We start from the raw sequence: 13792 nt of genomic DNA on the forward strand, positions 1-13792 counted from the left end.
CGGCCGAATGTCGAAACTTCTGTGGGGGATCGACCGGGGCGTTACCCGTTCAACCTGCAGAGTCTGATGCGCTGAGCCGTTTCAGACCCCGGCCAGCAACAGCACAAGCTTGACGATGCCAAAGAGCGTCAGGGCAAACACTGCCGTGAACAGTATGCCCAACAGCACGAAATGACTGGGTTTTCCGTGTGTGAAGTCCCGGGCCCGGTTCTTCCCGCTCTGTACCCCAAAGGCGGCCGCCAGGACGCTGTGCAGCATTTGCCAGAAAGTCGGCGGTTTATTGTCGGCTGGATCGTCCATATATCCCTCATTGTGCGCGTGACTCAGGCAAGCATAGACAAGCCGCGGAAAAAAGATCACAGGCTGTGACATCCGCTATAGATATATACCACCTGGAGTCGCGGACCTGCTGATTGACTGATGCCTTATCCAATCGCATCAGGTATTGCTAAATGAATGGGACGTCATCGGCCACGGAAAAAGGCCTGCACAATCATTTCATCAAGAAAAAACTGCACTCGCGGATACGCCATTTCACCTCGGCAAATATCAGCGCTCTGGATCGGGCCAGAACGCCGGGAGGTCTGGCCGAAAACGCTATGCCTGACTGGTTTGAGAAAGCGACCAGCGAACAGCGCCAAAGCGTACGCGATAGTCAGACGTTGAGTCGAACGTCCAACCAGACGTTGGCGCACACACTGACAGGACTCAAAGGGGTCACCGAATTCGCGCAACCTTTGCTCGAGGCAGCGCTGAGAAAAAGGTTCGGGTTGACCGTGGATGTCACGCAGACCTGGTTCTATCAGAGGATTCTCAGCGACGATCTCGCCACCAACCAGACACTGCTGGAGTTGGCACTGCGCAATTTTGCAGACGGCCAACCGTTCGATGACGAAGACGTCATTGCAGAGCGGGGTGCTCTGGTTCCCTATTTGGAGGTCGGTAAGGGGCCTTATGGTTGGAACCGCCCGCAAAAGGGGCCGTCAACCCGTTACCGGATCAAGAAGCTCTCGATAAAACCCGCCGATTTCGCCGCCCTCTGCCGTGAGCTGGACATCGGCAAGCGCTACCAGAATCACTTGACGGCGATGTTTGAAGCCGCGGACCGGGTTTCTACCGTACGAGACCAAACGATCCAGGCGTGGAAGGACAGCCTGCGCGTGCATGCCCATATCGCCCATCTCAAGTCGCTGATCACTTCGTCGGCTTACAGCACTTTGCTGGCAGTGCTCAACGGCGACGCATCGCCGACCCTCGACGGTGAGCGCGTCACGTGCAGCCAATTGCACGTGCTGGGTTCGCCTGTCAGTGAATTGTTTGTCATTGGCGCAAGCCGGCGCAAAAACAAAAAGATCGATCTCAGCTGGACGAATCCAGGGGTAAACCTGATTGACGTCCTGACCTACGAAGATTCGCGAATCATCGTGTGCATTCCTGGCGATCCGCTGGCGCCGGTCATGGAGTACGCCTCGCTCAAGGCATTTGAAAATGACTTGTGCTACCGGCTGCGCGATGCGGCCTATCAGCGCGCGTTCCTCCGGTTGATTCCCCACGGCGATGCGGGGAAGTTTCTGAGCAAGATCAGTACGGCGCTGCAAACGCTCAAATGGAGCCCTGACTTCCCCCTCCGCCAGGAGACCCTGCTGGGGCACAGTAACGGAATCTACCAACATGCCTACCGGGACGAACCGGCTCTGGACATCAGTGAGGCGTTCTTTGATACGCAGCCGTTCGGCGAGCTGTACACACGGCACCAGACCCGCCTCAAAGACACGGCCGAACAACTCGCCGTGCCGACGGCCAAGGTCGACCACGACGCCTGGCATGCAAGGATGGTCCACTATGCCGAATGGGGGCTCGACATACTCAATGTGGGCGCATTTTTTGTGCCCGGCCTGGGGGAGGTGATGATGGCCGTGATGGCCGTGCAACTAACCACGGATGTTTATCATGGGGTTGAAGCCTGGAGCATCGGCGATACCGATCAGGCCTGGAATTACCTGGGGTCGGTCGCTGCGAACCTGGCGTTTATGGCAGCGATGGGCGCGGTGGCCAGCAAAGCGCCAAAAGTGCTGTCAAACCCGTTTGTCGATGGGCTGGTCAATATCAAGTTGCCGTTTGGCGATGAGCAACTGTGGCGCCCCAGCCTGGCCCCTTACAAGAGCGATGTGGTGTTGCCTGAAGGGCTCAGGCCCAACACGTCGGGGCAGTATGAATTGAACGGCAAGACCTACATCAAACTCGATGGCGATCCATACGAGAAAATTTTCGATCCGGCCTTGGGCAAATGGCGCCTCAACCACCCGAAGAACCCGCACGCCTATCACCCGGTGCTGGAACACAATGGTCAGGGCGCCTGGCGTCATCGCTTCGAGCGCCCATTGGAATGGGATCGAGCGATGATGCTACGGCGCCTGGGCCACGCAACCGACGGACTTGACGTTGCAACCCTGGATAAAATCGCAGAGCTCAGTGGCATCGACGACAATGCACTGCGCAAGGTGCATACCGATAACCGGGCAATGCCATCGGTGCTCTCTGATGTCCTGGCGCAATTTCAAGCCGACCGCCAAGTCACCGAACTGATTGAGCGGGTGCGTCTGGGCGAATCAGTGCCAGACACTCTCGTTAATATTTCTTTGCCGCACGTGGTCAACATGCCGCGTTGGCCGCAGGGTCGAGTCATCGAGATTTTCGATCAGGCAAACCCGGGTCGCGCTTCATTGACTTATGGCAAAGCGTCAATCCCGACCAGGCCGGCCATCAGGATTTCAAACGCGGATGTTTCTCTCGGGAAGCTGCCGCACCGGGTGCTTTCCTCGCTGGACGAGAGTGAGATCACCGCTTTGCTAGGTGGCGAAGGCGCCCGGGTCGAGGCCGAGCGAGAGGCGGTTTTTCGACAGCAGCTGGCCGATCATTTGTCGGCCAATAAAACCTCAATGTTTGACAGCATCGAAAAGGGCGCCAACGCAACAAAGCTGCAAACGGCTGAACTCAAGGCCTTGCAGCGCAGCTTTCCCGACTTGTCGAATGACGCGGTACAAGAACTACTTTCTCGAGCGACCACCAGAGAGCGTTTGCACTTAAAGCAAACGGCGCGACTGCCCGGCAGTCTGTTACTCAAGGCACGAGCGCGTGCGCGTCTGGCTCGCCTGAACAAGGCCATGGCCGGATTATCACTGGAGAGTATGGCGTCGGCCGACAGCCAGCGTTTGGCCCTGCATGCCTTGCAGAATCTGCCTGGCTGGCCAAAGAACCTGCGCATCGAGCTGCGCCAGGGCGACTGCGGCGGCACCTTGCTCGACAGCATCGGCAGCCCGTCGGCAACGCAGGTCAAGTACCTGGTCAAGGATGGCTATCAACATCGAAAAGCCAATCAGTTTCAGGCTTTTGACCAGCAAGAGAACGCGCTGAACAGTGTGCCGGAGCTGGGTGACAACTTCTTCTCTTCGATCATGCACGCTCTGCCCGACGCTACCCGCGAAGGGCTGGGTCTGCCCCACGTCGGGCAGAGTGTCGCGCTGCAAGAGACACTCACTGCCTACGCTACGCAGCATCGCCAGAAAATGCTCGTGACGCTGGTGCCAAACGCTGCCAGGCAACGCTTCAAATGGCCGCAGCGACTGGCCGACGCAAGGTTGGGGTACCCCTTGAGCGGAAGAGGTGCGGGCGCGACAGTGAACCAGTCCCTGGTCGGGAGAGTGCGTGATGTTTATCCGCGTTTCTCCGATGAACAGGCGTCGCAAATGATTGAAAGGCTGATACTGGATGGACGCACCGAATCGCAGATTGCTCACCTATTGAATCTGCGCGCTCGTGAGTACGAGGGTCTGTGTACAACGCTCGACCGCTGGCTGGAGACTGCGCAGGGTGAGCCACGCAATCTGCAGAATGCGGCGCAAAGTATTAAAGAAGCCTGGCAAGCCCGAGGTATCGTCGATGGCGAGGCCTCCACGATCATTATGTTGAACGGTATCGACAATCTCCCGGCGCTTGCCGCCGACTTCTCCCATGTGCGCCGTGTGTGCATGGATACCGACCTGTTGCTCACTCAAACCCCCGAAGCCATTTCACAAACCTTTCCCAACGTCGCAATGCTTGATCTGACTTACACGGAGTCCAACGATCTGGCACGGGTCGCCGAGGTTCTTGCCGGCCTGCCGCAAATCCGGGAGCTAGCGATTTACGGGTACGGACCGTTGTTTGCCGATGGAGCGCAGCAAATGATGGGTGCAATGCCGCAACTGGAGCGTTTGTACGTGCTTGGCAAGGTGAACGGGATGGATGTCAGCGCCATGACCGGTTTGCGCTCCCTGACGCTGGCCGGGGACATGGGCTGGCCGCAAGGGGTGCTGGATTTACCTGATCTGGAAGCGTTGTCCATTGAACAAACCTCGATCACAACGCTGCCGGCGGAGTTGTTTACGGGGCACGAAAATATCTGGCGCGCCCTGAAGCTCAATTGGATGGCGCTGGCGCCCGAGCAGTTCATGCGGGCGTTCGAGCACGTATCGAGTCATCTTGCACACGTGTTTGACGTCGACGCCATGGTGCACGGCTATTGCCGCAAGACCTTGCAACGCATCCTTTCCGAGGATTCGGTATTTTCCGCAAGCGTCATGCGCGAGTTGCTCGCCGAGGGCATGTCCAATCGCATGTTGGTGCAGCGTTTCACACAACTGAACCTGGAGGAGACGAGTCTGGAGCGGCAGCTGTCCCGGTGGCATCAATCATTCGCCGCTGGCGATCGCTTTAACGCCTCTGTGCTGAATGCGCAGCGTATTTGCTCCGACATCAGAAGTTGTTGGCTTGCCGGTCTGCGCAAACGTTATGGCGGGGAGACTGCGCAGGTCGCTCAGCCGTCGACTTCATGGGGGGCTCCTCAGGCGCAACCGCTTCGCGCGGCTTTCCTTGATCTGGCAGGCTCGCCATTGGGTTCGTTGCCTGAGCTGCCGGCGCTGCCGACCACCGGTTTTACCCATGTGCAGGTGTTGGGTCTGTCGGACCTGCGGGTGTCGGCTGAAGATCTCAGCGGTTTTGTGCAGCACTTTCCCGAGGTGCGATCGGTGGATCTGAGCGGCAATCAATTGTCGACGATTCCCCAGGGGGTGAGCTCATTGGGTCGATTGACAGAGTTGAACCTGGCGCGCAATCAACTTTCAGTCACAGCGGCGGTGCAGGCCGACTTGAATCGCCTGACCGCCCTTGAACAGTTGAACTTGCAGCTCAATCGGGTGGAATCGCTGGATGTCACCGCGATGACCCATCTGCAGACCTTGCGCCTGGGCCGCACGGGCATCAAAGAATGGCCCAATGGCGCGCTCGATCTGCCGGGGCTGCGCAAACTGGATTTGAGCCGTACGGCGATCACGACCATTCCCGAGCAGGCGCTGACCGAAGGTTTCAGTACTGTGGTCGATGTCAGCGGGTGTGCGCTGACACCCCGGGCGCGAACGGATTTGCTGGCCAGTACTTCCGCTCCCAAGGTAATGGGGATCGAGCGAACGGCATTGCTGGAGGGGCGAACCGGGGGCGAGCCGGAGTATTTTCCTGAGTTTGTGTCGCACAATCCGGCGTTATTGCTTGAAGTGCCGTCGATCACAGCCCAGGAACTACAACAAATTGCGCCAGTGGCACGGCTGATGCGACTGGATGCCCAGTTACTGGAGTCGGAGGCGACACAACGCATAGAGGCACTTTCCAGCAAGGGTATGAACGCAGAAGACGTTGATGGGCAAATCGCAGACTGGGAGCAGCAGCACCAGAATCTGGTTCAGACCCTCAACGCCTGGATCGAACAACCGCCCTATCAGGTCGGGGACTTGCGTACTTTGACTTGGGTGTCGGCGCTGGAACGGCGCCGGGCCGCCGATCAACTGCTGACGTGCTGGCGGCAAAACCTGCGCGGCGCAGCGGCGGGCGAGCATCCGGCCGGGGCCTACACCCTTGATTTTTCATCGATGCCGCTGGGCAATTTTCCGCCATTGGCGGGTGATTTTGCCCATGTTGGCACTTTGAAAATCAACCGGGTTTATCTGAGCGAGCAAGGTTTGCAGGGACTGGTCGACGCATTCAGCCATATCCACACACTAGAGATCGATTCCAATGGCCTGTTGAATTTGCCGGAGGCGGTTACCTCCTTTCGTCAGCTCAAACGGCTTAGCGCGGCTCGCAACGAGATGATCAACACACTGGACTTGCAGGCTCGAGTGTCAGCCCTGACCACCCTGGAGTCATTGAATCTGGCGTCGAACGCGCTGGAGGGACTCAATGTCACGGCCCTGAGGAATCTGCGCGAGCTCGACCTGCATGAGAACAATCTGGTCGTCTGGCCGGAGGGCGCGCTGCAACTTCCCTTGCTAAGGACGCTGAATTTGAGCGAAAACATGATCGAAGCGTTGCCCGAGGGACTTCTGAGTGATGTCCCGAGCGAGCTGGTCAGGGGTATCAATCTCACGGACAACAGCCTGGATGACGATGAGCTGAATGAGATTGGCAGTTATCTGGAGCGCACCGGTCATGGCTTGGGTTATACCACCGAGAGTCTTGATCAGGCATTGCGCACTTATGAGCACGAGTTTGGTGAGGGCGAGTCCACTTCTGACGGATCGGAATACGACACGAGTGACGAAGAAGTGGTGGTCGACACGACAGGGGATGTGGCCCGGGAGCAATGGATAGATTCGACATCCAGCACAGCTGATGAACTGAGCGGGATATGGAGCAATTTCAAACAAGAGCCCGAAAGCACGGCTTTTTTCAAGATGCTTCACAAGCTGTTGGGTACACCGGAGTACAAGTTACAACCCGGCAAGCTGAGGTTACGTGTCGCGGATGTTCTCAGGGCAGCCCAGGAAGATGAAACCCTCAGGGGTGTGTTGTTTGAAATGGCCAATGTGTCTGACACCTGTCCGGACGGTTACGCCCTGGTGTTCAGTGATATCGAGGTGAAAGTCTACGAGTGCGGCATTCTGAAGGCGGCTCCAGTGCAGGACCAGGCCAATGTTTTGTTTCGGCTTGGCAGGGCCCAGTTCCGCCTCGACACAATCGAGTCGATCGCCGCAGACTTCATCAAACTGCGCAAGCGCTTGAAGCTCCATTACGATGAAGCAGAAGTGCAGTTGGCGTACCGCATTGGCCTTGCCGATCGGCTGGACCTGCCGGGGCAGTTCAGAAACATGCGCTACGAGCAGTCCTCGCATGTGACGAGGGAGATGCTTGATGAGGCGTATGCCAAGGTCATCGCTGCCGAGCAGTCACAGGATCTGATCGTGGCTTTGGTGCAGCGCACCTATTGGGCGGATCTGCTCAAGAGCGAAAACCCTGAGCGGTTCATCGAACTGGAACAAGAGCGCAGCCAACGGCTGGAGGTGCTCGAGGGTCAATATCCGCAATTCAATGAGGCCTATAAGAGCGCCTTGGTGATGCTGGACATTGAAATGAAGCAAAAGGAAATGCAGGTGTTGATCGAACTATCAGGTCCGAAGATCGCCACGCTCACGCCGTGAACCTGTCATCCCGTTGATTGAAGACCCCGGGGGGGCAGTGTCTGGCCCCCCGGGTGTTTCGGGCAATCAATCAGTTGTCATAGCCCAGGTTCGGCGCCAGCCAGCGTTCGGTCACGCTCAACTCCTGGCCTTTACGCGACGTGTAGCTTTGCACCTGATCCTTGTCGACCTTGCCCACGGCAAAGTATTGCGCCTGCGGGTGGGCGAAGTACCAGCCGCTGACTGCTGCCGCCGGGAACATCGCGTAGTGTTCGGTGAGGAACACGCCGCTGCGGCCTGCGCGCATTTCCTCGGCTTCTGGATCGAGCAGGGCGAACAACTGGGCCTTCTCGGTGTGATCGGGGCACGCCGGGTAGCCCGGGGCAGGGCGGATGCCGCTGTATTGCTCCTTGATCAGCGCCTCGTTGTCGAGCGCTTCGTCCTTGGCATAACCCCAATAGTCTTTACGCACCTGCTGGTGCAGCCACTCGGCGCAGGCCTCGGCCAGGCGGTCGGCCAGGGCCTTGACCATGATCGAGTTGTAGTCGTCGCCGGCATCCTGATAGGCCTTGGCCACTTCCTCGGCGCCGATGCCGGCGGTGGTGATGAAGCCGCCCACATAGTCGGTGACCTCACTGTCCTTGGGCGCGACGAAGTCGGCCAGGGAGAAGTTCGGCTTGCCGTCGGTCTTGATGATCTGCTGGCGCAGGTGATGCAGCTTGGCCATTGGCTTGCCGTCATCGCCGTAGAGTTCGATGTCGTCGTCATGCACCTGGTTGGCCGGCCAGAAGCCGAACACCGCACGGGCGCTGATCAGCTTTTCGTCGATCAGTTTGCGCAGCATTTCCCTTGCGTCGGTGTACAACGAGGTGGCGGCTTCACCGACCACTTCGTCCTGGAGAATGCGCGGGAACTTGCCGGCCAGGTCCCAGGATATGAAAAACGGCGTCCAGTCGATGTACTCGGCCAGAACGTTAAGGTCGATGTTGTCCAGCACGCGGGTGCCAGTGAAGGTCGGCTTGACCGGCGTGTAGCCTGCCCAGTCGAACTGCGGCTTCTTGGCGATGGCCGCGCCATAGCTCAGGCGTTCGGTGCGGGCACTGCGGTTGGCGGTGCGCTCGCGAACGTCGATGTAGTCCAGGCGGGTTTTCTCGACAAAACCGGCCTTGAGTTCCTTGGACAGCAACTGGGTTGCCACGCCGACGGCGCGGGAGGCGTCGGTGACGTAGATCACCGCGTCATTGCTGTACTTGGGTTCGATCTTCACCGCCGTGTGCGCCTTGGAGGTGGTCGCGCCGCCGATCATCAGCGGCAGGTGGAAGTCCTGGCGCTGCATTTCCCGGGCGACGTGGACCATCTCATCCAGGGACGGCGTGATCAGCCCGGACAGGCCGATGATGTCGCACTTCTGCTCCTTGGCCACCTGCAGGATCTTTTCCGCCGGCACCATCACGCCCAGGTCGACGATGTCGTAACCGTTGCAACCGAGCACGACGCCGACGATGTTCTTGCCGATGTCATGCACGTCGCCCTTGACGGTGGCCATGAGGATCTTGCCCTTGGCTTCTGGCTTGTCGCCTTTCTCCAGTTCGATGAACGGGATCAGGTGCGCCACGGCCTGCTTCATCACCCGGGCGGACTTGACCACCTGCGGCAGGAACATTTTGCCGGCGCCGAACAGGTCGCCGACGATGTTCATGCCGGACATCAGCGGGCCTTCGATCACTTCGATCGGGCGGGCGAAGGACTGACGGGATTCTTCGGTGTCTTCGACGATGTGGGTGGTGATGCCCTTGACCAGTGCGTGCTCCAGGCGCTTGTTGACGTCCCAGTTGCGCCACTCTTCGGTCTCTGCTTCCTTGACGCTGCCGTCGCCTTTGTACTTGTCGGCGATGGCGAGGAGGGCGTCGGTGCCTTCCGGGGTACGGTTGAGGATCACGTCTTCCACGGCGTCGCGCAGTTCTGCCGGGATCTGGTCGTAGATCTCCAGTTGACCGGCGTTGACGATGCCCATGGTCAGGCCGGAACGGATCGCGTACAGCAGGAACACCGAGTGAATCGCCTCGCGCACCGGGTTGTTGCCACGGAACGAGAACGACACGTTGGACACGCCGCCGGAGGTCAGCGCGTATGGCAGTTCATCGCGGATGTAGGCACAGGCATTGATGAAATCGACGGCGTAGTTGTTGTGTTCTTCGATACCGGTGGCCACGGCGAAGATGTTCGGATCGAAGATGATGTCTTCCGGCGGGAAGTCCACTTCGTTGACCAGAATGTCGTAGGAGCGCTTGCAGATTTCTTTCTTGCGCGCTTCGGTGTCGGCCTGGCCGGCTTCGTCGAAGGCCATCACTACCACGGCGGCGCCGTAGCGCTTGCACAGTTTGGCGTGGTGAATGAACTGCTCGACGCCTTCTTTCATGCTGATCGAGTTGACGATGCCCTTGCCCTGGATGCATTTGAGGCCGGCTTCAATCACTTCCCACTTGGAGGAGTCGATCATGATCGGTACGCGAGAGATGTCCGGTTCGCCGGCAATCAGATTGAGGAAGGTCACCATGGCCTTCTTCGAATCGAGCATCCCTTCGTCCATGTTGATGTCGATCACCTGGGCGCCGGCTTCGACCTGCTGCAGCGCGACTTCCAGGGCTTCGGTGTAGTTGTCTTCACGGATCAGGCGGGCGAATTTGGCGGAACCGGTGATGTTGGTGCGTTCGCCGACGTTGACGAACAGCGAGTTGCGATCGATGGTGAACGGTTCCAGGCCCGACAGGCGGCAAGCCTTGGGAATGTCCGGAATCTCACGCGGTGCATAACCGGCGACGGCCTTGGCGATGGCTTCGATGTGGCCCGGAGTGGTGCCGCAGCAACCGCCGACGATGTTGAGAAAACCGCTTTGGGCGAACTCTTCGATGACCTTGGCGGTTTGTGCCGGCAGTTCGTCGTATTCGCCGAATTCGTTCGGCAAGCCAGCGTTCGGGTGCGCGGAAACGTGGGTGTTGGCCTTGTTCGATAACTCTTCGAGGTACGGGCGCAGTTCGCTGGCGCCGAGGGCGCAGTTCAGGCCGACGGAAATCGGCTTGGCGTGGGCCACGGAGTTCCAGAAGGCTTCGGTGGTCTGGCCGGACAGGGTGCGACCGGAAGCATCGGTGATGGTGCCGGAAATCATGATCGGCAATTCGACGCCCAGTTCCTCGAACACACCTTGCACGGCGAAGATCGCCGCTTTGGCGTTGAGGGTGTCGAAAATGGTTTCGATCAGGATCAGGTCGGCACCACCTTCAATCAGGCCTTTGGTGGCCTCGGTGTAGTTTTCCACCAGTTCATCGAAGGTCACGTTGCGATAGCCGGGGTTGTTCACGTCTGGCGACAGCGAGCAGGTGCGGCTGGTCGGGCCCAGGACGCCGGCGACGAAGCGTGGCTTGTCCGGGTTCTCGAGGGTTTTCGCATCGGCGACCTTGCGGGCCAGGCGCGCGCCTTCCACGTTCAGTTCGTACGCCAGTTCTTCCATGCCGTAGTCGGCCATGGAAATCCGGGTGGCGTTAAAGGTGTTGGTTTCCAGAATGTCAGCGCCGGCATCCAGGTAGGCTTTCTCGATGCCGCCAATCACATCCGGGCGCGTCAGCACCAACAGGTCGTTGTTGCCTTTGACATCGCTGGGCCAGTCAGCGAAGCGTTTGCCACGGTAATCCTGCTCCTCGAGCTTGTAGCTCTGGATCATCGTACCCATGCCGCCATCGAGTATCAGGATGCGCTCTTTGAGGGCGTGCTTGAGAGCTTGAAGGCGAACACTGCGATCGGACATTTGGACTACTCGGTAAGACCATGACGAAGGGCCGGGATCATAGCAAACTTGTGCGCTTGTAGAGCATCCTCGGGATTTGCATGAATATCGCTCATGTTCGCGCGATCGTCAGGCCGGTAGAATCGCGGCGTTTTCAAAAGGATCAGGACCAGGGACATGTCGTATCGTTTCGTCATCAGCACTGTGCTGTTGTTTTTAAGCTGGGGCGCAACGGCGCAGGGCCCGGCGATTTCCTCTGCCATTTCCTACAGTCGCGACATTCAGCCGATCTTTACGGAAAAATGCGTGGCCTGCCATGCCTGCAACGACGCTGCCTGCCAACTCAATCTGGGCAGCGGTGAGGGCGCGGCACGGGGGGCGACGAAAGTCCCGGTGTACGATGGTGACCGCAGGCAGGCAGTTGCACCGACCCGGCTGTTTTATGACGCCTGGGGCAAGCAGGCCTGGCAACAGAAGGGGTTTTATCCGGTGCTCGACGCCCAGGCCACCCAGGCCGGGTTGATGGCGCGGATGCTTGAGTTGGGGCATAAGACCCCATTGCAGCCCAATGCCAAACTACCGGCGGACATCGTCCTGGGCCTGAGCCGCAATAATATGTGCGCCACGCCCGCAGAGTTTGACGGCTATGCCGCCACCCATCCCAAAGAGGGCATGCCGCTGGCGGTGACCGGCCTGACCGATCAGCAATACCAGACGCTGCAGCGCTGGCTGGCCTCCGGTGCGCCGATCGATGAACACGCCCTGGTCCCCAACGCAAAAGAGGCGTTGCAGGTGGTGCAATGGGAAAGCCTGCTGAACTCGCCCGGCGCCCGGGAAAGCCTGGTGGGGCGCTGGCTGTATGAGCACTGGTTCCTCGCGCACGTGTTTTTCAAGGACGGTGAGCCTGGACACTTCTTCCAGTGGGTGCGCTCGCGCACACCGACCGGCCAGCCGATCGACCTGATCAATACCCGTCGCCCGAACGATGATCCGGGCACCGTGTTTTATTACCGCTTGTGGCCGGTGCAAGGCGTGATCGTGCACAAGACCCACATCAGTTATCCGCTGAGCGCGGCGAAACTGGCACGGGTGAAAAGCCTGTTCTACAGCGGCAACTGGCAGGTCGATGCCTTGCCGGGTTACGGACCGGAGCGCCGGGCCAACCCGTTTGCGACGTTCGAAGCGATCCCGGCCCAGGCGCGTTATCAGTTCATGCTCGATAACGCCGAGTACTTCGTGCGCACCTTTATCCGTGGTCCGGTGTGTCGTGGGCAGATTGCCACGGACGTGATCCGCGACAACTTCTGGGCGCTGTTCCAGGCGCCGGAGCACGATCTATACGTTATCGATCCGAACTATCGTGGCCAGGCGACGCCTTTGCTGGCGATGCCGGGACAGAACGACGATGTCGGCAGTGTCCTGAGCTTGTGGCATGACTACCGCGACAAACGCAACGAATACGAAGTGCTGCGCCGGGACAGCTACGCCGAGGTGCCGGCACCGAGCTGGTCGAGCCTGTGGGCCGGCAACGACAACTCGCTGCTGAGCATTTTCCGCCATTTCGACAGCGCCTCGGTGACCAAGGGCCTGATTGGCGACGTACCGCAGACGATGTGGCTGTTCGATTTCCCGTTGCTGGAGCGCACTTATTATCAGTTGGCGGTCAACTACGACGTGTTCGGCAACGTCTCCCATCAGGCCCAGACGCGCCTGTACTTCGACCTGATCCGCAATGGGGCCGAACAGAACTTCCTGCGCTTGATGCCCGCCGATTCACGCGAGGGCTACCTCGACGACTGGTATCAGAACAGTGGCAAATTCAAGATGTGGCTGGACTACGAGGCTATTGACGATGACACGCCAACTGCGCTGAAACTGGACGCGGCAGATCCCAAGCGCGATTTTGCCCGGCAATTGCTGGCCCGTTATGGCGAGCTCAATGCCCGGCCCGACCCGATCAATCGCTGCGAGGGTGCCTATTGCTCGCGCCCAAACATTGATCCCGAGTTGCAGGCTGCCGAGCAGGCAATGAGCCGCCTTACCGCGCGCCCTGCGGCAGGTCTGAAGGTCATTGACCTGTTGCCGGAAGCGACCATGTTGCGCGTCGAAACTCGCAGCGGCAAACGCGAGGTCTACAGCCTTTTGCGCAACCGTGCGCACAGCAATGTGGCGTTTCTGTTGGGTGAGTCGCTGCGCTACCAGCCAGGGCTGGACACCGTCACGATTTTCCCGGGCGTTCTCAGCAGCTACCCCAACTTCATGTTCAACATTTCGGCCAGGCAAATTCCCGTGTTCGTGGATGCAATGGAGCGCGCCAGGGATGCGAGTGACTTCGAGAAAATCGTCGAGCGCTGGGGTATACGTCGCAGTCATCCGCAGTTCTGGCAGTACTTCCATGACTTGAGTCGTTACATTCACGAGACCGAGCCGCTGGAAGAGGGCGTACTGGACATGAATCGCTACGAGAATCTCTAGCGGGTCGTTGACTGCGAGGTCGGCGATAGAAAAGCGAGGTCAGAGCCTG

General features: G+C 59.1%; 4 protein-coding genes. 2 read left to right on the forward strand and 2 right to left on the reverse strand.

Translation table 11 applies throughout. From position 1 onward, the window contains the following. Positions 1 to 81: 81 nt before the first annotated feature. The gene (locus ASE98_RS06740) at positions 82 to 300 is read right to left on the reverse strand and encodes a DUF2970 domain-containing protein (RefSeq protein WP_060540608.1); all 219 of its coding nucleotides are present in this window, start codon (positions 298 to 300) and stop codon (positions 82 to 84) included. A 299-nt stretch (positions 301 to 599) separates the two neighbouring features. On the opposite strand from ASE98_RS06740, the gene ASE98_RS06745 reads away from it, so the two are divergent. Then, positions 600 to 7508 carry an NEL-type E3 ubiquitin ligase domain-containing protein gene (locus ASE98_RS06745; protein WP_330219609.1) on the forward strand — a complete coding sequence of 2303 codons (6909 nt, stop codon included), beginning with the start codon at positions 600 to 602 and terminating at the stop codon, positions 7506 to 7508. A 70-nt stretch (positions 7509 to 7578) separates the two neighbouring features. Here ASE98_RS06745 and metH read toward each other — a convergent pair whose 3' ends face one another. Then, positions 7579 to 11289 carry a methionine synthase gene (metH, locus tag ASE98_RS06750; RefSeq protein WP_060540610.1) on the reverse strand — a complete coding sequence of 1237 codons (3711 nt, stop codon included), beginning with the start codon at positions 11287 to 11289 and terminating at the stop codon, positions 7579 to 7581. 156 nt (positions 11290 to 11445) lie between these two features. Between metH and ASE98_RS06755 the strand changes: the two genes are divergently transcribed. Then, entirely contained in the window at positions 11446 to 13743 is a 2298-nt protein-coding gene (locus tag ASE98_RS06755; RefSeq protein ID WP_060540611.1) for a fatty acid cis/trans isomerase, read from the forward strand. Positions 13744 to 13792: the final 49 nt, after the last annotated feature.

Source organism: Pseudomonas sp. Leaf48 (assembly GCF_001421885.1).
Classification (GTDB): domain Bacteria; phylum Pseudomonadota; class Gammaproteobacteria; order Pseudomonadales; family Pseudomonadaceae; genus Aquipseudomonas.